This window comes from Rhodococcus sp. WY5 (genome assembly GCF_018588185.1).
GTDB classification, from domain to species: domain Bacteria; phylum Actinomycetota; class Actinomycetes; order Mycobacteriales; family Mycobacteriaceae; genus Rhodococcus_F; species Rhodococcus_F qingshengii.
Window position 1 is genome coordinate 2,972,614 of the sequence record NZ_JAAMPR010000001.1, and the last position, 21,210, is coordinate 2,993,823.

Sequence of the window (21,210 nt, forward strand, 5' to 3'; positions counted from 1 at the left end):
CACTGCAGAGGCCCAGCCGCGATCGTGGTCCTCTTTCGACCGGAGGGGTCGGAGCCCAAGTGTCAAGCACGCAGAGCGTGCCCCAATGCGAAGCCCATTCGAAGGAGAACCACACAGTGGCCAGTATTGAGCAGGTCGGAGCTCGCGAGATCCTTGATTCCCGTGGTAACCCCACGGTTGAGGTCGAGGTTCTGCTCGAAGACGGAAGTTTCGCCAGGGCTGCGGTGCCGTCCGGCGCTTCGACGGGTGAGCACGAAGCCGTCGAACTGCGCGACGGTGGCGCACGCTACGGCGGAAAGGGCGTCGAGAAGGCCGTGGAGGCTGTGCTCGGCGAGATCGCTCCTGCCATCATCGGCATCGACGCAACCGAGCAGCGCACGGTCGACCAGGCGCTGCTCGACGCGGACGGCACCCCGGACAAGTCGCGTCTCGGCGCAAACGCTCTGCTCGGTGCCTCGCTTGCCGTGGCTCGCGCCGCCGCCGAGTCCTCGGGCCTCGAGCTGTTCCGCTACGTCGGTGGCCCCAACGCTCACGTTCTCCCTGTCCCGATGATGAACATCCTCAACGGTGGCGCACACGCAGACACCGGTGTCGACGTCCAGGAGTTCATGGTTGCTCCCATCGGCGCACCGAGCTTCAAGGAATCGCTGCGCTGGGGCGCCGAGGTCTACCACTCCCTGAAGTCGGTTCTCAAGGAGAAGGGCCTCTCCACCGGTCTCGGCGACGAAGGCGGATTCGCGCCCGACGTCGCAGGCACCAAGGAAGCACTCGACCTCATCACGATCGCCGTGAACAAGACCGGCCTCAAGCTGGGTACCGACGTCGCGCTCGCTCTCGACGTCGCTGCCACCGAGTTCTACACCGACGGCACCGGCTACAAGTTCGAGGGCAAGAACCGCACCGCGGCCGAGATGGCGGCGTTCTACGCCGAGCTCATCGACGCCTACCCGCTCGTTTCCATCGAGGATCCGCTCGACGAAGACGACTGGGACGGCTGGGTCGCACTCACCGATCAGATCGGCAACAAAATCCAGCTCGTCGGCGACGACCTCTTCGTCACCAACCCCGAGCGCCTCGAAGAAGGCATCGTCAAGGGTGCGGCCAACGCACTCCTGGTGAAGGTCAACCAGATCGGCACCCTGACCGAGACCCTCGACGCCGTCGATCTCGCTCACCGCAACGGCTACAAGACGATGATGAGCCACCGTTCCGGCGAGACCGAGGACACCACCATCGCCGACCTCGCGGTTGCCGTCGGCAGCGGCCAGATCAAGACCGGTGCTCCGGCACGCAGCGAGCGCGTTGCCAAGTACAACCAGCTGCTGCGCATCGAGGAAAACCTCGGCGACGCAGCACGTTACGCCGGCGAGGTTGCGTTCCCGCGCTTCGCTTTCGAGGCCTGACGGAAATCTAAGATTCAGTAGTGTCTGCACAGCGCGGTAAGCCACGATCCCCCGGCGGAAGTCCGGGGGGTCGTGGTTCCCGTCGTGGGGACACACCGTCGCGTGCGCGTCGGGACAGCGCCCGACGCCCGCGCGTGTCGGAACCTTCGGTAGATCCGGCAGCAGTTGATTCTGCTGTGACAGACCCCGCGCAACCGGGGGTCTCCGCCGAGAAAGCATCGGCGCGAGGGTCGAAGTCGGCCCGGGGGAAGAGCGGAACCAACAAGTTCTGGTCTCGGCTTCCGAAGTCGGACAACACCATTTTCGGCTTGTCCACCAGTCGGGCAGTTGTGCTCGCGATGGTTGTGCTCATGCTGGCGCTGACACTGGCAGTGCCGCTCCGTACTTACATCAGCCAGCGTTCGGATGCCGCGCAGGTGGCGGCGGAACGTCAGGTACTCGAGGAAGAACTGCGAAAGCTGCAAGGGCAGAACGCGCGCTTCGACGACCCTGCGTACATCGAAGCTCTTGCACGAGAACGCCTTCGGTACGTCAAACCAGGCGAGACCCCGTTCCAGGTTCAGCTTCCCGGTGACTACAAGGAACCCGAGAAGAAGCAGGAAAAGGAAACACCGCTCACAGGTCCGTGGTATCGCGATCTGTGGCAAACGATTTCGGAACCGCCAGTGGTTCCCGAGACGACGACACCGGCCCCGATGCCGTTGGCGCCGATAGAGCCAGAAGAACAAGGAGTACCCACCGGGTGAGCAACACGTCCGAAAATTCCCCACAGGTTTCACAAGCGGATCTCGACGCCGTTGCCGCTCAATTGGGCCGTGAGCCACGCGGAGTGATCGAGATCGCGTACCGCAGCCCGGACGGTCAGCCGGGCGTGGTCAAGACCGCCCCCAAACTTCCGGACGGAACACCGTTCCCGACGTTGTACTACCTCACGGACCCGCGACTGACTGCCGAAGCGAGCCGTCAGGAATCCGCCGGCGTCATGCGTGAAATGACCGAACGCCTGACCCAGGATCCGGAACTTGCCGCGGCCTACCGACGGGCATACGAGTCGTACCTTGCCGAGCGGGACGCGATCGAATCTCTGGGAACCGACTTTGCCGGCGGTGGGATGCCGGATCGTGTCAAGTGCCTGCACGTGCTGATGGCGCATTCGCTCGCCAAGGGGCCCGGCGTCAATCCGCTCGGTGACGAGTCCGTCGCGTTGGCCGGTCACGGAAAGCTGCGCGGCACTGCAATTCCCGCGGACTGGCCTGGCATCGACGATGCCGACAACACCGACCGGTGACTCGCCGTGTCGCCGCAGTCGATTGCGGTACCAACTCCATTCGACTGCTGATCGCGGACGTCGGCGCCGACGGTCGTCTGGTGGATGTCCGGCGCGAGATGCGCGTCGTGCGACTGGGTCAAGGTGTTGATGCGACAGGGACATTCGCGCCCGAGGCCATCGAACGCACCCGGGTCGCGCTGGTCGAGTACGCGTCGATGATCGCCGATGCCGGAGCAACCGCCGTTCGCATGGTCGCCACCTCGGCTACTCGCGACGCTGCGAATCGGGAAGACTTCTTCACGATGACGCGGGACGTGCTCGGCGCGGTGATTCCCGGATCCGGAGCAGAGGTCATCTCCGGCGACGAAGAGGCGTGCCTCTCGTTCAGCGGTGCTGTGGGAGAACTCGATCCGTCCGAGGGCCCCTTCGTGGTGGTCGATCTCGGCGGCGGATCCACCGAAGTTGTCCTCGGCGACACGTCGGGCGTCCAGGCTGCGTACTCCACCGACATCGGCTGTGTGCGCGTCACGGAGCGTTGCTTACCGTCGGATCCGCCTACAGCAGAGCAGGTTTCCGAGGCGACGGCTTTCGCGACCGCGAAACTTACCGAGGCGTTCGAGGCCGTACCTGTCGAGAAGGCGCACACGTGGGTGGGTGTCGCTGGAACCATGACGACGCTGGCCGCGATCGCGCAGGATCTTCCGGAGTACGACGCCGAGAAGGTGCACCTGTCGAGGATTTCGTTCAATCAACTGTTCGACGTGTGCGAGCGTCTCATTGCTATGCCTCGGGTTGATCGTGCTGCCTTCGGCCCGATGCATCCGGGGCGGGTGGACGTCATCGGCGGCGGAGCGATCATCACCACGGTGCTGGCTCAAGCGTTCGAAGCCAAAGCCGGGATCGCCGAACTGGTTGTCAGCGAACACGACATACTCGACGGCATCGCGATGTCGGTAGCTCAGACCGACCCGATAGTCTGATCCCTGCCGCACCCGACCCGTCGGGTGCGGCAAGGCCCCCATAGCCCAATTGGCAGAGGCAACGGACTTAAAATCCGTCAAGTGTCGGTTCGAGTCCGACTGGGGGCACCACGTAGATCCTCCTGCACATTGAATCGAAAAACCCCGCTCGTCCTCTTCGGGCGGGCGGGGCTTTCCGTGGAGCAGCGACTGACCACCAAGTGGCTACTGAGCCCAGACGGTCGTCCCGGCAGGAGCATTCAGCGTGTTGACGAGATCGATGCCGGCTACGACAGCCGCGCCGCCGCCGCCGAGGATCGTTCCGGCGACACCGCCGATTCCGGCGCCTGTTGCGAGGCCACCCAGGCACAGTGCCGCGGCGACGGGGAGTCCGACGATGGTCAAGCCCAGCGGAGCGCCGACAGCGCAACCGATTCCGGCGCCGACGATGGTGCCGAGCAGGCTGCCGACCTGAGTGCCGAGGCCGAGTTGGCTCTGGAAGTGCGCAATCGCCCGATCATTCTCCTCGGGCGAGGCGACGGGCGTCCATTCCTTTGCCGCAGGCGCACTCTCGGGTCGAGGTGTTGCCTTCGCCGAATCGGTGATCGGTGTCAGCGTGAGGGTCTTACCGTCTTCACTGATCGTGCGATCGAAGGGGAACTGTAGATCCCCGAGGTTGTATGCGAGAGGCAGGGAAACAAGGTCGGCTCCCTTGCTGTCCTGCAAGACGACGGACTTGCCGTCGCCGGACACCTTGAACAGCCCGGCGTCGATGGTGGTGACGATCGACTTGTCGACGACCTTCGCTTCGTAATTCACGTCGGTCGACGGATCAGCTGATGCGATCCCTGTTGATGCTCCGACTGCAGCGACCGCTAGAGCAGTCACAGCCGCCTTCTTGAAGAAACCCATAGTTCAACCCCGTGTTCGCCTGCGTGTGCTCGCAGAAACTCGACAACTTCGGACATTGGTAAACCCCCGACAAAGCCTTCGTATTAAAGCAGACCGAAGTGACGGAAGGGATAGTTGCGCTCGGGCCGACCGGAAGCGGCCGGTGTAATCGAATGTGCAGCGTGCAGTATCAAGTTGTCGAACATGTGTGCGAAAATGTGGAGATGCGGTTGACCGAGCAATCCCCGGACTGCTGCCCCAACGGACACCGGCTCACGGCGAACACATGCCTTGTCGGTTGGGAGGTCTGCGGGTGTGCCTCGGCGGAGAATGGCGGACACAGGACCCATTACTGCAGGCGATGTGGTGAAACTGTCCGGACGCCGGAGTGTGTCGGCGTGAATCCGCAGAAAAGTCGGTGGAGTTGAAGTGCTGTTACGTTGTGTTTCAAAGAGATTCGCGAGAGCCTCACCCGGCGGATCGGTGCCGGGTGAGGCTTGTGGATCAGGTAGGCGGCGCGACGGGTGCGTCGCTGCTTCCTCCCGAGCTCCCGCTCGACGAGCCGGTGCCGAACAGTAGGCCGAAGAAGCCGGAGATTGCGCCGAAGAAATCGAACATGGGCGAGCCTTTCGCGAGGACGAATGCGGTCACGACAAGTGGCCGACTTGTGGTGGTGTTCAGAGAAGTTCCGTCGACATTGACGGCAAAGGCGTCGGACGAAGGCCGACTGCCGGATGAAATGTACGATTCGTCCCGGTTTGATACAAGTCTTTCCCGAGTAACAGTTACTTGAGGCTTAAATTATCGGGGGTGCCTGCCTGATCTGGGGTGCCTGCCTGATCTGGGGTGCCCTGCCTGCTTGGGTGGGGCAACCAGGCAGGGCAGTGGTTGGCCGTCCCTCTCAATACCGACCTACGGCGAACCATCGGCGTTGAAACTACCCACAGTTCGTGACGTGGGCCACTTACGTACCGCTACCTTCGTTAGCCGAGGTCGGACGTTGCGGCGAAGGCGGTCGTCGACGTCCCCGCGGGGACGTGGTTCATCGAGAGATCGCGGTCCCGATCAGGGTTGACGACGCTTGCAAACAGGAGCATGGCGGCGACAAAGAGAACTCCTGCGGCGAGGTAGGCGATTCTCACGGGCAGGCGCGGGCGTCGATCTGAATTCGTGGACATTCACGTTCTCCATCGGTGCATGTTGGACGAACGCCTAGTTTAACGATCAACTAATGAAAGGGTGCGAACAGTGACGCAAGATACGAAAAGGCCCTCGATCTCGGGGGAAATCGAGGGCCTTTCCGGTCGAACGTCGGCGCCGCCAAGCACATAGCGTCACCGACCCACTATCGGTGTCGAGCGTGACCCCTCATGTCCGACCCCACTTCTCGACACTATCCAGTAACTTGCGACATTGTGGATGATTCGGACATTGTCATTCGGATGGGGGAGATCCCGTCCGCAGCCCCTACTTTCGTCCGGCAGCCCATTTCATTCCCCAGTTGTAGGCCCGATCGAGATCTGACTGACTGCCGTTGATGTACTGAACTTCACGGGTCACCGTCACGCCCTGACCTGAACTCTGGATGAGAGCGATTGCGCACAGTCGCTCCTGGTTGCTGGCGGAGTCGAGTCGCACTTCCACCTCCGGCCCGTTGGTGGGATACAAGGTGACGACGCCGTCCACCGCCGCCCAGTTGGGAGCGCCGTCGTAGATCATCGCGAAGATCAGGATTCGCCGGAAAGCGCTTGGGTCACCAAGATTGACGTGCATGTTCTCGCCGCCGGTGTTCGCACCACTGCGGTCGTCGCCGTCGAGGGAGATGTAGGGCGGAGAAGTCAGTGAACCGAAACTGTTACCCAAGGCCTGAACTACTCCCTTGGACCCGTCGGCAAGTTCGTAGAGGCATCCGAGGTCCAGGTCGACCGCACCAGAGCCTGCGCCGGCGAGCTTGGCGAGAAAACCGGTCTTCTTCGGTGGTGCCCCCTGTGACCAGTTGAGGTTCACGCGCATATTGCCTTGTCGTTCACCCGCCTTCGCGAGGTTGACCGTCGGTGCCGATTTGGTGAGCGTGATCTTGCTCAGGCTGACCGGTGCTTGCGACGGAGTGGACTCGCCGGAACGTCGGGTGTAGTCGATTGCCATCGTGATAGTCCTTGTCTGAACTCAAATGAGTCCGATCGTGTTACCCGTCGAGGAATCTCCACCGACGTGATCGGCGATCTCCGGCCATTGTCCCTCATGTCTGATTTCAACCCATGGGCATCAAACTTGCGGCGCCAACTTGCGGCAGACCAGCAGTTTGCTGATTACTGTGTCTGTGGGCAGACGCGACTCCGAAATAGGGTGGACGCACTGGTTGGCACGGCAACGTCCAATTACGGAAGAATTGCTGAGTCGAACGTCCGATTCAATTTCGTCGTGGGAGCGGGAGGTAAGTGATGCCAGTCCTGTCGCTTCTGCAACCCCGCCAGAGAGAAAGACTGACGCCCGCCCAACGTGATGACGTAACTCGTGAGCAGATAGCCGTTACCTTCGGCGTGCTGCCATGGGCCGCTGCCGTCCACCTCGTCGTCACACTCGGGCTGACGTTGTATGTAATTCCCCCGGACGGCGGACCGCTGCCGCGTGTGTGGCCATTGCTGTCCGGCGTGATCGGGTTGGTGGGGATGTGCGTGGGTCTCGCCATTCATTTCAACCTGATCACACCCACGTACCGGATGTCCTACGCGTTTCTCATCGTCGAATTTGCTGTAGTCGGGATCCTGTATTCCTCGCTCGCCCTGGTCCTGTACCCGATCCTGGACGATTCCGGCGATCTGATCCTGATAGCGGTCACCACATCGATCACCGGTGCCGGAGCCGTGGCCACCGCGATGTTGCGAGTGGTGGGGGTCACCTGGGTCCTGTCCAATCTGATAATCCTCGGGGTGGCATTCTGGCTTCAGCCGGGACCCGAGTTCGAACGAATTCTCATTGGAATGATCGCCTATGGCGCGGCTCTGATCGGCGGCACGATAGTGGTCTCGGGCAACCTGGAATCTCGCTATCGAGCTGAATCGAGCGCCGCGTCGGAACGATCGGTCGTGCAGATGCTTCTCGAAGACTTCGAAGGCAACGCCGGGGACTTCGTGTGGGAGACGGACCAGAAAGGCAAGTTCAACCGAATCCCGACGCGGCTCGCGGTCGAAGCGGGGCTGGACTCCACCGAGTTGCAGGGAACGGCGTGGCAGGACCTGTTCATGGAGTTGGGCACCCTACGGATCCCCGGCGGGATCGATGCGCTCATGGAGTTGCAGCAGGCCCGCCACACGAAGACCGCATTCGTCGACGTGCTCGTTCCGGTCCGAGTTCACGGTGAAATTCGGTGGTGGCAGATCTCCGGACGCCCGCGCCCCGGCCGTACACCCGACGAGTTCGTCTGGCGAGGAGTCGGTTCCGACGTCACGGAAGTAAAACTGCAGAGTGACGAGATCGTGCGGATGGGTCGTGTGGACGCACTCACCGGTATGCCGAACCGGCACAGCTTCTGGACCGAGCTCGAGCGACTGCTGCGCGAGCCGTACACAAGCGAAAGTGGTCTCGCGTTGGCCATGCTCGACCTCGACAACTTCAAGTCGGTCAACGACACACTGGGACACACCGTTGGCGACGCGGTTCTGCGAGAGGTCGCGGATCGCCTGTCCGAAGCCGGCGGGGTGTCACAGTTGTTCGCACGTCTGGGGGGAGACGAGTTCGCGGTTCTTTTCACCGATGTGGGTGACAGCTCACAAGTTCGTACTCTGCTCGGCCGCTACATCGAAACTCTGCACGAGCCGATCACAGTGGCCGGTACGCGGTTGGAGATCGGATGCAGCATCGGGTACTACCTCCCCGACGAGCTGCCGTCCTCCGCCGACGAGATGATGGGCGCTGCGGACCTGGCCTTGTTCGCGGCAAAGGAATCCGGGCGCGGGGCCGTACGTGAATATCGAGACTCGATGAAGTCCGTGGCCGATCGGCGGGCCCGCCTGCTCGAAGATCTGGGAAACACTGTCGCGGAGAAGGACCTCGAACTCGAGCTGTTGCCCAGGATCGACGTGGTTTCCCGCGAGATCGTGGCCGTGGAAGTCCGCGTGATCTGGCACAACGCCCGCCTCGGTGCCGTTACGTCCGCCGAATTCATGAGCGTCGCAGACGACACCGGTTTGGCGTACTCACTGGGGACTACCGTCTTCGAGTTGGCCTGCGAGGCGGCGTCCCGCCTTCCTGATCACCTGCGGGTAGCCGTCGCGGTATCGACGCGTCAGCTCGAATCGGATTCCTTTGTCGTCGCGATAGGGGATTCGCTTCGACGATCAGGTGTCAGTGCACATCAGCTCGAGCTCCAACTCAACGAATCATCGGCGATCACCGACGAGTCCAAGTTTGCGTTGCACGCCATCGCGGACATGGGAATCGCGCTGACCGTGGACGAGTTCGGCGCCGGATTCTCCTCGCTCGCATCACTGTCCGGCCTTCCGTTCACCCGAGTCCGGATAGAGCGCTCCATTTCGGGTGCAGTGCCTGGTGGACGGTCGATCCTCGAAGCTGTCGTGGATCTGGTCGACGCGTTGGGAATGGAGGTCGTCGTCTCGGGAGTCGACGGTGAGGAGGACTTGAAGTCCGTGGCCGCTGCAAGGGTGAGGACTGTTCAGGGATACATCGCCGGCGGAGCCATGTCGGTCGACGCGGTCGCAGCGGCGGTAGCAGGCCGACGTGGGTGACCCGGCAGTACTCCGTAGGCGTCGCGTCGGGACGTCGGTGCGCAAACTCGGTCGCAGCGGCACGGAACAACACCTCTCGGATTACGATCGCCGTCGCCTACTCGATCGACGACTGCGGTTCACCGCGCGCGTACTGCCGTGGTCGTTTCTGACCGCGGCGGTTGCCTTGTCAGCGATCGTGGTGCTTCTGCCGGTGGATGCCGGATGGTTCACCTTCGCCTGGTCGAGCGTCATGCTGTTGTCGAGCGCTGGATTCAGTGTGTATTGGCTCCGGCGCTCGCGTCTCGGCGTCTCCGAGTCCCAGACCACCGAACTGGTGGTACTCACAGTCGAAATCATTGTCTGGGGAGTGCTCCTGGCGTGCTTGGCTCTCGTTCTCTTCCCGATGCTCGATCCTCGTGACGAGTTGGTACTGAGCTCGACCTTGATCGGTGGGATCGCGGTCGGCGTGTTTCCCACCATGATGTTTCGCGGAATCACTGTGGTCTGGATCAGCCTGGTGGGAGTCGGGTTGGCCGGGGCGTTCTGGACGGAACCGGGCACATCGCGTTTCGTGCTGATCGGGGTGCTGGTCGTCTTTGTAGGTTCGCTCTACAGCGGAACTTTGCTGTTGGCCAAACTTTTCGAGAGACGGCTACGCGCCGAACTCATAGCCGAGGACGAACGAGATCTCGTCGAGTTGTTGCTCAACGATCTCGAAGACGGAGCACAGGATTGGCTCTGGGAGACCGATTCGCGCGGTATCGCCAGTACCGTGTCGTATCGATTCGCCGAGCAGGTCGGTTTGCCGGCAGCACAGATTCGGGGCCGCACAATGCACGAGATCCTGATCGGGATCGGCGCGTCCCGAACAGATGTGGGCAGGAAGTCCCTTGATCTCCTCGCCGCGAATTTTCAAGCCGGGACGGCGTTTCGGGACCTCACCATGCAGGTCGTCGTTCGGGGCGATACTCGCTGGTGGTCGATGTCAGGTCACCCGGGCAGTGGCGATGGGGCGACCTACGGGTGGCGCGGTGTCGGATCCGATATCACGCACTCGTATCACCAGCGCCAGAACATCTTGCGATTGGCAGAGATCGATTCGTTGACCGGTCTCAGAAATCGGTACAGCTTCAACGCTCAACTGTCTTCGCGGATTCGGGACGGACACAGGGTGTGGCTGGCAATTCTGGATCTGGACAACTTCAAGTCGATCAACGACCGGTTGGGACACCACATCGGAGACGACGTGCTTCGCGATGTTGCCGGCAGACTGCACAGCGTTCTGCGATCGAACGAGATCTGTGGCCGACTGGGGGGTGACGAGTTCGCCATCGCCTTCGACGACGTAGCCTTCGACGACATCGGGAGTGCAGATGAGGTGGAGAAGAGATTCCAAACGATTCTCGACTCATTCGAACGACCATTTTCACTGGTCGGCAACCAGATTCGCATTCGTGCCAGTCTGGGGTACGGCTCGATGCCCGACGACGCCGACAGCCTCGAAGACCTGGTGATTGTCGCGGACCTCGCGCTTTACCACGCAAAGGAGAGCGGTCGGAACCAGATTCGCGCCTTCGATGCGACTTTGCGGGATCGTGCGACGGGTAGGGCCAGGGCATTGTTGGATCTTCGTCGTGCGTTGATCGACGAAGAGTTCGAGTTGGTTTATCAGCCACAGGTCTCGGCCGCGACGGGAGTTGTTGTCGGGTTCGAGGCTCTGCTGCGGTGGAACCATCCGACTTCAGGTCTCGTCTCGCCGGGAGACTTCATTTCGGTCGCCGAGGAAACCGGCTTGATCGTGCCGATCGGTGCAGGTGTTCTGAGGGCTGCCTGCACGGCGGCGACAACGTGGCCGGAGGACATTCGGGTTGCCGTCAATGTTTCTCAGGTGCAACTGCGTTCGAGTCGATACGTCGACTCGGTACGCCGGACACTGATCGAGGTGAACCTCCACCCCAGCCGACTCGAGATCGAGGTGACCGAATCGTTGGTCATCGACGACGCCGACCGAGATGTGTTGGTACAGCTCTCGGCGCTCGGCATCGCCATTGCGATGGACGACTTCGGCACAGGGTTCTCCTCGGTTGCCAGCTTGGCCCGGCTGCCGCTCGATCGGTTGAAGATCGATCGGGCGTTCGTCGCACCGCTGGACGCGGATCCCTCGAATTCGAGGTTCGCTGTCTTGCGAGCCGTCATCGCGATTGCCAAGTCTCTGGGGCTGGACACCGTCGCCGAGGGCGTGGAGACGGAGAGGCAGCGCGCGATAGTGACCGAGTGCGGATGTGACGTGATCCAGGGGTACCTCGAGGGAATGCCGATACGGGCAGCCGAGATTCCGCACTATTTGAATGGGCGACTCGGCGGTTCGAGCAGGTGGGGCGTCGCGGCTACCACTGAGTGAGAACTTTGCGCCCGTTTTGCCGTTCGATGTGTGACGGTACGCCGAAGTGATTCACATCGAACTGCAGAAGGGTGTCTTCGTGGTGGTCGGATCGGCGTACTCCCCAGGGCCGATGTTGGTGGGTAAGAAGGCAGTGGTCACAGGCGGTTCCCAGGGAATCGGCGCAGCGATTGTTCGAGCATTTGCATCGCATGGCGCGTCAGTTCTGGTTGTCGACGTGGCTCCTCTTGGCGACGTCGAATTCGACTCGGCTGCAGGTGGTTCGATCAACTATCTCGAGTACGACGTGCGGACGCGGGAAGTCCCCGTCGCGTTGACCAAGTTCGCGCCGGACGTCCTGGTGAACAACGTGGGTCATTTCCTGAACCCGCCGACAGAGTTCACCGGTACGGATCCAGGTTTCTGGTCCGAGGCCGGCAGCATCAATTTCGATCACGTCGTGCGTCTGACCCATGCCCTGCTTCCCGGCATGATCGATCGCGGTTTGGGTGGATCGATCGTGAACCTGACGACGGTGGAGGCGCATCGAGCGATCCCGGGCCACACGATGTACTCGGCATACAAGGCCGCGCTGACGCAGTTCACCAGAAGCCTTGGTGTGGAGATCGGTCGAACCGGAGTGCGCGTCAACGCCATTGCCCCGGATCTGATCGAGTCGGTACAGGTGCCGTATCGCAAGATCGTTCCTGCCGACGACTGGGACAAGTGGCCGGGGTGGGCACCGTTGGGCGGACCGGGCCAGCCGGTCGACATTGCCGGCCCCGCACTGTTCCTGGCTTCCGACCTGGCGAGATACATCACCGGAACCGTGATCCACGTCGACGGCGGCTCGCACGCTGCCGGAGGCTGGTTCCCCACAGAAGAGGGTGGCTGGACCAACCGGCCCCGAAAGGCTTGACACATGACAACTTTCAGTCTGAACGTTCCCAACTTCGGCACCACTCTCGCGGAGGACTCCTACGCGAAACTCGTGCAGGTCTGTCAGAACGCGGAAGCTGCCGGCTTCGACCGGGTCCTCGTCACCGATCACGTGGTGATGGGCTCGGACAACTCGGCGTACACGTGGTCGGCGTTCCCCACCGAGCCCGACGCCAACTGGCTCGAGCCGCTGACCGTCCTGGCTTTTGTTGCCGGACAGACGAAGACAATTCGCTTGGGGACCGGAATCGTCATCGCGGCGCTGCGCGGGGGAGCGGTACTGGCCAAGACGGCCGCGACACTCGATCTGCTCTCCGGGGGCCGACTCGACCTTGGCGTCGGAACAGGTTGGCAGGAACGTGAATACGAGGCGGCAGGTATGGACTTCGGTAAAAGGGGACCACTGCTCGACGACGCTCTCGCAGTGTGCCGGGCCCTGTGGAGTTCGGCGCCGGCGAGCATCGACACCCCTCGTCTGAAGTTCGACGACGTGTACTGCGCGCCCCGTCCGGCCGCTGGAATCCCGATCTGGGTGTCCGGTTCGCTCTCCAAGGCCGTTGTACGACGCGTCGCAACCTGGGGTGACGGGTGGATTCCGATCATGGGTGCCGCGGACGACGACCTACGTGAAGGGATCGACGTCATCGGCAAAGCGATGGCGGATCTCGGACGCGATCCAGCGGAATTGCAGGTCCGTGGGCGACTGACCGTCGTACGCGGGTCCGACGGTTCGATCGACCTCCCGGCGACGATGATCGGCGCCGAGCAGCTGCTCGAATCCGGTGCCACCGATGTGCTGGTTGCGCTGGCAGCAGTAGATCCGGATCCGGATGCGGCGATGGCAGAGTTCGGCGAGCTGGTGGCGGCCTTCGCAAAGGTGACCCGCTGACTATTGCGTCGAGGCGGTAGTTCTATCGTGCGAAGTGTTGTAGTGCAGCCTGATCGAGGAGAGAACACATGACCGAGAGCATCGTCGTGGATACGAGCCTGGAAGCGTTGCTCGACGCCCGGATCAGCTGCCGCGCCTACGAGGACCGTCAGGTGCCACGTGAGGTGATCGAGGAGATCCTTCGGCTGGCGCAGAAGACGCCGTCGTGGTGCAACACGCAACCGTGGCAGGTCGCGATCACCGAAGGGGAGGGCACCGAGCGATTCCGCGCCGGCCTCGGTGAGTACGTGATGGCCAACGCCCAGGAGTCGGACTTCGAGTTCCCGCGCGCGTACCAGGGCATCTACAAGTCGCGTCGGTTCGACTGCGCGATGGCGCTGTATTCGAGCGTCGGAATCGAGCACGGTGACCGCGCCGGATCCGCGGCACAGACGATGAAGAATTTCGAGCTCTTCGGCGCTCCCCACGTCGCGATCATCACCACCGACGAGGCATTGGGCACCTACGGCGCAGTCGACTGCGGGTTGTACGTGAACAGCTTCCTGCTCGCGGCCCAGAGTCTGGGGGTCGCCACCATTCCGCAGGCGGCGCTCGCGGGCAGCTCCAAGTTCATTCACGAGCATTTCGGTATCGACGACACTCGCAAGGTTGTCTGCGCGATCTCGTTCGGATACCCCGACGCCGACCACCCGGTGAACGGATTCCGCACCGAACGCGAAACCGTCGACAACGTCGTGCAGTGGATGTCGAACTGACAGGGATGTCGAACTGATCACCTGCTGGTCGGGGGATTGAGTGTTGCGTAGTTCCACCTGAAAGACTGGTGGCATGTCCGACACACCCGAACTGTTCGATCGTCTGCGCCGATTCCCCGATGTCGAGGCACCCAATCTCTTTGCCGTCGATGCGGCTGATCGTCTGATCCTCGACGAGGCCGCCGACGCTCTCGCCGCGGCACCGGCGGGCACCGTCGTCGTGATCGGCGATCACTACGGTGCGCTGACTGCCGGTGTTGCGCTCGTGCACGGAATCGCTGCCGTGCGCGTTCACCAGGATCCGCTCACCGGAGAGCTGGCCCTCGCGAACAATGCGCGCGAACTCGGATTCAGTGACGCCTTCACCTCGCACGGACTGGACGAGGAGTTGCTCAGCGGCGCCCGCGTCGTGCTCATGCAATTGCCGCGTAGCCTCGCCGAACTTGCCGAGATCGCCCAGTTGATCGCGCTCCACGCCGACCCGGCGGTTCGTGTCTTCGCCGGTGGGCGTGACAAGCACATCACCCCGGCGATGAACAAGGTTCTCGGCGAATCGTTTTCCGACGTCAGCGCCTCGCGTGGACGGCAGAAGTCCCGCGTACTCAAGGCTTCGGAACCGAAGGCCGATGTTGCTATCACGTTCCCGATGACCGAACGCCTCGACGAATTCGACCTCGACGTCGTTGCTCACGGCGCAGTGTTTGCCGGTGCGAGCCTGGACATCGGCACCCGGTTGCTCCTGGAGAACCTCGGAAAGATTGCGGTCGATCCGCTGAGCGACGTGATCGATCTGGGTTGTGGCAGCGGCATTCTCGCGGCGGTGATCGCGCGGAAGTTCCCGGACGTGCACGTGATCGCAACGGATCAGTCCTCGGCAGCCGTCGCTTCGGCTCTGGCGACTGCGTCCGCAAATGGCGTCGGCGATCGAGTGAGCGGCCTGCGCGACGACGCCGTGGGTTCGTTGCCCAGTGCGAGCGCGGATCTGGTTCTGTTGAACCCGCCGTTCCACGTCGGCGCGGCGGTCCACACCGGCGGAGCACTCAAGATGTTCGAAGCTGCCGGCCGTGTCCTGCGTCCCGGTGGCGAGTTGTGGACTGTTCACAACGCGCATCTGGGGTATCGCGAACCGTTGAAAGCCGCGGTGGGTCCGAGCGAGGCGATGGCGAAGAACGCGAAGTTCATCGTGATGAAGTCGGTCAAACCGTCCTAGTATCGAAAAGGGACGAGTGTCGAAGAGTGTTGATCTTCCGGAAATGCGCCGGGAACTACAACCGAAGCTTCGACGTTGTAAATTACGAGTGCTTTACTTTTAGTCAGGTACACGGACCGTGTCGGAAACTCGGATCCGTCCGGCGAACCCGCGACGCACCCGTCGTAGGCCACCACGATGAAGGGATGATCACGGTGCGCACCACCAGCAACCCGGTGTTCCGCAATCTGCCCAAGCAAGAGGGCAACGGATACGCCTCGTTCGGATCTGCGACGGCGGGCGCCTCGCAGGCAACCCAGCAGTTCGGTCAGCCGCAGTACGCTCCGGCCGAGCCGTACCAGACCGGTCCCACCTCGCGGGCCATGACGATCGACGACGTCGTCACCAAGACGGGCATCACGCTCGGTGTGCTGACGATCTCGGCACTGGTGTCGTACTTCCTGGTCAACAACAACGCCGACCTCGCAGCCCCGCTGGTCATCGGCGGCGGTCTCGTCGGCCTCGTTCTGGTTCTGGTCGCGACGTTCGGTCGCAAAATGGACAACCCGGCAATCGTGTTGGCGTACGCCGCGGCCGAGGGTCTGTTCCTCGGTGCGCTGTCGTTCATGTTCACCTTCCAACTCCAAGGCGCTGACGCGTCGATGCTGATTGCGCAGGCGGTCCTCGGAACCTTCGGCGTGTTCTTCGGCATGCTGGTCGTCTACAAGACCGGTGCGATTCGGGTGACACCTCGTCTGACGCGAATGATCATCGGTGCGTTGATCGGTGTTGTCGTTCTGGCGCTCGGTAACCTCGTCGCGAGCTTCTTCACCGAGGGCGGACTGGGCCTGCGTGACGGTGGAACCGTCGCCATCATCTTCAGCCTCGTCTGCATCGGCATCGCAGCCTTCAGCTTCCTGCTCGACTTCGACGCCGCTGATCAGCTGATCCGCGCACAGGCGCCCGAGAAGGCAGCCTGGGGCGTCGCATTCGGGCTCACCGTCACCTTGGTCTGGCTGTACGTCGAGATCCTGCGTCTGCTGAGCTACTTCAACAACGACTAGTTCTCGAGTCGATCCGTAACACGAAGAAGGGCCCCGCGAGGGGCCCTTCTTTTGTCGTCTGTGGACGGTTACGGTGCTTGGATACCTAGCAACTGCTTGGTTTGGAACGAAGGGGAGCGAATGTCGACAAACACCTCTGAACCCATCCTGGTCGCGGATGCCGGAGCAGTGCGAACGCTGACCTTCAATAATCCGAGTCGCCTGAACGCATTTGATGCAGCCGGTTTTCGAGCGTTCACCAAGGCGCTCGACGACGCGGCGTCGGACGAAGCCGTGGCCGTGGTGATCGTCGAGGGCGCAGGCAAGGCATTTTCCAGTGGCGTCGACCTACGCGCACTCGCCGAACCAGGCGCAGACAACGCCGACTTCGGCCACGCATTCGCGCCGCTGATCGTCGCGCTGGTGGAGTTCCCGAAGCCATTGATCGCCGCGGTACACGGCGCTGCCGTCGGCATCGGCCTGACCATGCTGCTTTACTGCGACGTCGTCTACGTTGCCGAGGACGCACGTCTGCGGGCACCGTTCACTTCGCTGGGTACAGCTCCCGAAGCTGCCAGTAGTTGGTTGCTGCCCAAGGTGATCGGAACGCAGCGAGCCGCCGAGCTGATCCTGTCGGCGCGGTGGCTCAGCGGCGTCGAAGCGGCCGACTACGGACTGGCGAACGTGGCCGTACCGGCCGAAGAGGTTCACAGCCGTGCTCGGGAGAGCGCCGAGCAGATTGCCGCCAACGTCGGACCGGCAGTCCTTGCCGCCAAACGACTGCTCCGTCACGGATGGGCGGACGAAGCTCGCGCTGCCGTGCAGCGTGAGGACGACGCTGCGCGAGAGTTGATTCGCGAGTTGGGGAGTTTTGCTCGGAAGTTCACGACTACCTGAAACCCGACCACACGAAAGCGGCCGCCCGGCAGAAGCCGGGCGGCCGCTTTCGACGTGCTCAGGGGATCAGCTGAGGCGCTCGATCACCATTGCCATGCCCTGTCCGCCGCCGACACACATGGTCTCGACGCCGAAGGTCTTGTCCTGCTCCTGCAGGTTGTTGATCAGGGTGTTGGTGATACGGGCACCGGTCATACCGAAGGGGTGACCCAGCGCGATCGCGCCACCGGAGATGTTGAGCTTGTCCTCTTCGATGCCCAGTTCGCGAGCGGATCCGAGGACCTGCACTGCGAATGCCTCGTTGATCTCGAACAGGTCGATGTCGGAGATCGACTTGCCGGCGATCTTCAGGGCGTTCTTGACGGCCTGGATCGGGCCGAGGCCCATGATCTCGGGGGACAGGCCCGAGACGCCGGTGGAGACGATGCGAGCGAGCGGGGTCAGGCCGAGTGCCTTTGCCTTGGTGTCGGACATGATCACCAGTGCGGCTGCGCCGTCGTTGAGCGGGCAGGCATTGCCGGCGGTGACGGTGCCGTCGGGGCGGAAGACGGGCTTGAGGCCGCTGATGCCCTCGTAGGTGGTGCCGGCGCGGGGGCCGTCGTCCTTGGAGACGACGGTGCCGTCGGCGAGCGTGACGGGCGTGATCTCACGCTCGAAGAAGCCGCGCGCGATGGCTTCCTCGGCGCGGTTCTGGCTGCGAACTGCCCAGCGGTCCTGGTCTTCGCGGGTGATGCCGGTGGCCGAAGCGACGTTCTCGGCGGTCTGGCCCATGCCCAGGTACACGTCGGGGATCAGGCCCTCTTCGCGAGGATCGGTCCAGGCGACTCCACCTTCGGCGAGCTTGGCGCTACGGGCCTGCGCTGCGTCGAAGAGCGGGTTCTTGGTGTTGGGGAGGCCGTCGGCGTTGCCGGTGATGAAGCTGGAGACGGACTCGACGCCGGCGGAGATGAAGACGTCGCCCTCGCCTGCGCGGATGGCGTGCAGAGCCATGCGGGTGGTCTGCAGCGAGGAGGAACAGTAACGGTTGACCGTGACACCGGGGAGGAAGTCGTAGCCGAGCTGGACGGCGACGACGCGGGCGATGTTGAAGCCCGACTGACCGGCGGGCTGGCCGCAACCGAGCATGAGGTCGTCGATCTCGGTGGGGTCGAGCTCGGGGATCTTTGCCAACGCGGCGGCAACCATCTGAGTTGCGAGGTCATCCGGGCGGATGTCCTTGAGCGAACCCTTCATTGCGCGGCCGATGGGCGACCGTACTGCTGAGACGATTACTGCCTCGGGCATGAAAACTCCTTTTGTGTACTGCTCGAGGGCGGCTTGAAACGCCGTCGAGCAGGGCAAGTTGAATGCAGCTTCGACTTACAATTTACGTTGCCGCTCCCAGATGGTGGTCACGCAGTCTCACTCAGTTGACGTCGGGGCGCTGAACTGCAGGTTTGGTGCGTCTCGCGAAGGCTTTCCACTGGGTTGCCGCCGCCGTCAGTCGGGCCGCGACGGTGCGGGCTTGCGCCGCCTCTGAAACGTGGGGGAGCTCGGGTAGCGGGCCACCCTGCCATTCACCCAGAGCCGACGCGAGAACCGGGACGATCTGCTTCGCCGCGAGTTCGTATCCGGCCGCGGACGGATGGAAACGGTCGGCCGAGAACATCGTGTCGGGCGAGGCCAGGAATTCCTTGGCCAGCAGGTCGGCCAGTGGAACGGGATGACCCCCGGCGTTTCTGGTCGCGGCCGCCTGGGCGAGTGCGAGGCGATGGCCCCATTCGCGCACCACGGAGCGCAGAGGTTGCGGGATCGCCGTGACCACCCCCAGATCCGGGCAGGTGCCGACAACAACGACGGCGCCGCTCTCGCGTAAGCGTCGAACCGCGTCGCCGAGGCGTTTAGCCGACGCGTGAATCGCGTTCTTGGCGGTGACGTCGTTGGCGCCGATCAGGATCACCGCAGCGTCCGGGGGAGGACCGGCGACGAACATGGCGTCGACCTGCCCACTCAACCCGCGGGAGGTGGCGCCCCCGATGGCCTTGGTGCTCAAACGGATTCGCTTCCCGGTTTCACTCGCAAGCAGCTTCGCGACCTGAACACCCGGTACTTCCGAGGCCGTCAGCGCGCCGACGCCGGCCGCAGAGGAATCGCCGAAGATCATCAAGTGGAGATCGAAGGGCACGGCCCGCCACCAGAGTTCCGGGTTGTCGGCGCCGGGTGCGTACACCCCGTCCGCCTCGGGTGGCTTGGCGATATTGCGACCGATCACCCCGCGGGCCGCCCCCGCCTGCGACATCAGATAGTTGTAGCCCAACCAGGAGAGCGTGCCTGCACTCGATCCGGCCACCACCGTGGCCACCGACGCTTTCAGTCCGGTTCGACTCACACTTGCCAATCTAGCCGGATTGCACCACCTTCGCCCGACGTCCGCGCGCACCGTTTTCTTTCATCTGGGAACATGGACGAATGCGCATCGCGGAACACGTCGTCGACCTCATCGGCAACACCCCACTCGTCAAGCTCACGTCCGTCACGGGCGAAAACTTCGGCACGGTGGCAGCCAAGGTCGAATACCTCAACCCTGGCGGTAGCTCCAAGGACCGCATCGCCGTCAAGATGATCGACGCAGCCGAGGCTTCGGGTGAACTGAAGCCGGGCGGCACCATCGTCGAGCCGACTTCGGGCAACACCGGAATCGGCTTGGCGCTCGTGGCGCAAAAGCGTGGATACAAGTGCGTTTTCGTCTGCCCAGACAAGGTCAGCGAAGACAAGCGCAACGTCCTGCGCGCCTACGGCGCCGAGGTGGTCGTGTGCCCCACGGCCGTCGCGCCGGACAACCCGAACAGCTACTACAGCGTCTCCGACCGCCTCACCCGTGAGATCCCCGGCGCCTGGAAGCCCAACCAGTACTCCAACCCGGGCGGACCGGAGAGCCACTACGAGACCACCGGCCCCGAGATCTGGGCCGACACCGACGGCAAGATCACGCACTTCGTCGCGGGCGTCGGCACCGGCGGCACCATCACCGGCACCGGCCGCTACCTCAAGGAAGTTTCGGGCGGCAAGGTCAAGGTCATCGGCGCAGACCCCGAGGGCTCCGTCTACTCCGGCGGCACCGGTCGTCCGTATCTGGTCGAAGGCGTCGGCGAAGACTTCTGGCCGTCGGCATACGACCCGTCCATCCCGGACGAGATCATCGCCGTCTCGGATGCCGATTCCTTCGAGATGACGCGTCGCCTCGCCCGCGAGGAGGGACTGCTGGTCGGCGGTTCCTGCGGTATGGCCGTCGTCGCTGCCCTCGAAGTAGCCAAGCGTGAGGGTCCTGACGCCCTGATCGTCGTCCTCCTCCCGGACGGTGGCCGCGGCTACCTGTCCAAGATCTTCAACGATCAGTGGATGGCGTCGTACGGATTCCTGCGCACCCCACTCGACGGCAAGACCAACGTCCCCACCGTCGGCGACGTTCTGCGTGGCAAGTCGGGCGAGCTGCCGGACCTCGTTCACACCCACCCGTCGGAGACCCTGCGCGATGCGATCGAGATCCTGCGCGAGTACGGCGTGTCCCAGATGCCCGTCGTGGGTGCGGAACCGCCGGTCATGGCGGGCGAGGTCGCCGGAAGTGTGTCCGAGCGAGATCTGCTGAGCGCGGTCTTCGAAGGCCGTGCGCACCTTGCGGATTCCGTCGAGAAGCACATGAGCAAGCCGTTCCCGCTCATCGGTTCCGGCGAGCCGGTCTCGGCTGCCACGAAGGCGCTCGGGGACACCGACGCACTCATGGTCGTCGACGACGGCAAGCCGGTCGGTGTCATCACGCGCCACGATCTCCTGGGTTTCCTGAGTTCGGATTCCTGAGTTCGGATTCCTGCGCCGGCACCGGCGCCATTAG

General features: G+C 63.1%; 19 protein-coding genes and 1 tRNA gene. 14 read left to right on the top strand and 6 right to left on the bottom strand.

What is annotated here, in order from left to right; genetic code table 11:
• The first annotated feature begins 116 nt into the window (after nt 1-116).
• The 5 genes from eno to G4D79_RS13995 all read left to right on the top strand — a co-directional run bounded on the left by eno (nt 117) and on the right by G4D79_RS13995 (nt 3,764).
• Nucleotides 117-1,403 (top strand): phosphopyruvate hydratase, encoded by a 1,287-nt coding sequence (eno, locus tag G4D79_RS13975; protein WP_003946309.1) that lies wholly within the window; start codon nt 117-119, stop codon nt 1,401-1,403.
• A gap of 176 nt (nt 1,404-1,579) precedes the next feature.
• A complete protein-coding gene (locus tag G4D79_RS13980) occupies nt 1,580-2,149 on the top strand; it encodes a septum formation initiator family protein (RefSeq protein WP_019744627.1) in 570 nt (189 codons plus the stop codon).
• Nucleotides 2,146-2,691, top strand: coding sequence for a DUF501 domain-containing protein (locus tag G4D79_RS13985; RefSeq protein ID WP_003946286.1), 546 nt, complete (start codon nt 2,146-2,148; stop codon nt 2,689-2,691). Before G4D79_RS13980 ends, G4D79_RS13985 begins: the two co-directional genes overlap by 4 nt.
• Entirely contained in the window at nt 2,688-3,653 is a 966-nt protein-coding gene (locus G4D79_RS13990) for a Ppx/GppA phosphatase family protein (RefSeq protein ID WP_099698008.1), read from the top strand. The genes G4D79_RS13985 and G4D79_RS13990 overlap by 4 nt, the downstream gene beginning before the upstream one ends.
• Before the next feature lie 34 nt (nt 3,654-3,687).
• Nucleotides 3,688-3,764, top strand: a tRNA-Leu gene (locus G4D79_RS13995).
• 93 nt (nt 3,765-3,857) lie between these two features.
• On the opposite strand, the gene G4D79_RS14000 is transcribed toward G4D79_RS13995, so the two are convergent.
• From G4D79_RS14000 to G4D79_RS14015, 4 genes are all read right to left on the bottom strand, one after another.
• Nucleotides 3,858-4,544, bottom strand: a complete 687-nt coding sequence (locus tag G4D79_RS14000) for a hypothetical protein (RefSeq protein WP_007728826.1) — start codon at nt 4,542-4,544, stop codon at nt 3,858-3,860.
• A gap of 483 nt (nt 4,545-5,027) precedes the next feature.
• A complete protein-coding gene (locus tag G4D79_RS14005; RefSeq protein WP_166502511.1) occupies nt 5,028-5,174 on the bottom strand; it encodes a hypothetical protein in 147 nt (48 codons plus the stop codon).
• 332 nt (nt 5,175-5,506) lie between these two features.
• Nucleotides 5,507-5,701, bottom strand: a complete 195-nt coding sequence (locus tag G4D79_RS14010) for a hypothetical protein (RefSeq protein WP_099698009.1) — start codon at nt 5,699-5,701, stop codon at nt 5,507-5,509.
• Between the two features lie 289 nt (nt 5,702-5,990).
• On the bottom strand, nt 5,991-6,668 hold the full coding sequence (locus G4D79_RS14015; protein ID WP_007728823.1) for a tellurium resistance protein TerA: 678 nt from the start codon (nt 6,666-6,668) through the stop codon (nt 5,991-5,993).
• Nucleotides 6,669-6,964: 296 nt separating this feature from the next.
• On the opposite strand from G4D79_RS14015, the gene G4D79_RS14020 reads away from it, so the two are divergent.
• The 8 genes from G4D79_RS14020 (at nt 6,965) to G4D79_RS14055 (ending at nt 17,342) form a co-directional block, all read left to right on the top strand.
• Entirely contained in the window at nt 6,965-9,268 is a 2,304-nt protein-coding gene (locus tag G4D79_RS14020; protein ID WP_235867849.1) for a bifunctional diguanylate cyclase/phosphodiesterase, read from the top strand.
• On the top strand, nt 9,261-11,651 hold the full coding sequence (locus G4D79_RS35235; RefSeq protein ID WP_050654543.1) for a bifunctional diguanylate cyclase/phosphodiesterase: 2,391 nt from the start codon (nt 9,261-9,263) through the stop codon (nt 11,649-11,651). Before G4D79_RS14020 ends, G4D79_RS35235 begins: the two co-directional genes overlap by 8 nt.
• A gap of 46 nt (nt 11,652-11,697) precedes the next feature.
• Nucleotides 11,698-12,549, top strand: coding sequence for an SDR family NAD(P)-dependent oxidoreductase (locus tag G4D79_RS14030; protein ID WP_099698011.1), 852 nt, complete (start codon nt 11,698-11,700; stop codon nt 12,547-12,549).
• Between the two features lie 3 nt (nt 12,550-12,552).
• Complete coding sequence (locus tag G4D79_RS14035) at nt 12,553-13,458, top strand: TIGR03619 family F420-dependent LLM class oxidoreductase (protein WP_003943284.1); 906 nt, start codon at nt 12,553-12,555, stop codon at nt 13,456-13,458.
• Nucleotides 13,459-13,526: 68 nt separating this feature from the next.
• Entirely contained in the window at nt 13,527-14,213 is a 687-nt protein-coding gene (locus G4D79_RS14040; protein WP_003943290.1) for a nitroreductase, read from the top strand.
• A gap of 73 nt (nt 14,214-14,286) precedes the next feature.
• On the top strand, nt 14,287-15,423 hold the full coding sequence (locus G4D79_RS14045) for a class I SAM-dependent methyltransferase (protein ID WP_058037252.1): 1,137 nt from the start codon (nt 14,287-14,289) through the stop codon (nt 15,421-15,423).
• 194 nt (nt 15,424-15,617) lie between these two features.
• Nucleotides 15,618-16,466 (top strand): Bax inhibitor-1/YccA family protein, encoded by an 849-nt coding sequence (locus G4D79_RS14050; protein ID WP_020970268.1) that lies wholly within the window; start codon nt 15,618-15,620, stop codon nt 16,464-16,466.
• A 120-nt stretch (nt 16,467-16,586) separates the two neighbouring features.
• Nucleotides 16,587-17,342: an enoyl-CoA hydratase/isomerase family protein gene (locus G4D79_RS14055; RefSeq protein ID WP_058037251.1), complete on the top strand. Its 756-nt coding sequence runs from the start codon at nt 16,587-16,589 to the stop codon at nt 17,340-17,342.
• A 66-nt stretch (nt 17,343-17,408) separates the two neighbouring features.
• On the opposite strand, the gene G4D79_RS14060 is transcribed toward G4D79_RS14055, so the two are convergent.
• On the bottom strand, nt 17,409-18,626 hold the full coding sequence (locus tag G4D79_RS14060) for an acetyl-CoA C-acetyltransferase (protein ID WP_019744600.1): 1,218 nt from the start codon (nt 18,624-18,626) through the stop codon (nt 17,409-17,411).
• Nucleotides 18,627-18,747: 121 nt separating this feature from the next.
• Nucleotides 18,748-19,719: an SGNH/GDSL hydrolase family protein gene (locus G4D79_RS14065; RefSeq protein ID WP_073512646.1), complete on the bottom strand. Its 972-nt coding sequence runs from the start codon at nt 19,717-19,719 to the stop codon at nt 18,748-18,750.
• A gap of 71 nt (nt 19,720-19,790) precedes the next feature.
• On the opposite strand from G4D79_RS14065, the gene G4D79_RS14070 reads away from it, so the two are divergent.
• Nucleotides 19,791-21,176: a cystathionine beta-synthase gene (locus G4D79_RS14070; protein ID WP_003943292.1), complete on the top strand. Its 1,386-nt coding sequence runs from the start codon at nt 19,791-19,793 to the stop codon at nt 21,174-21,176.
• The last annotated feature ends 34 nt before the right edge of the window (nt 21,177-21,210 follow it).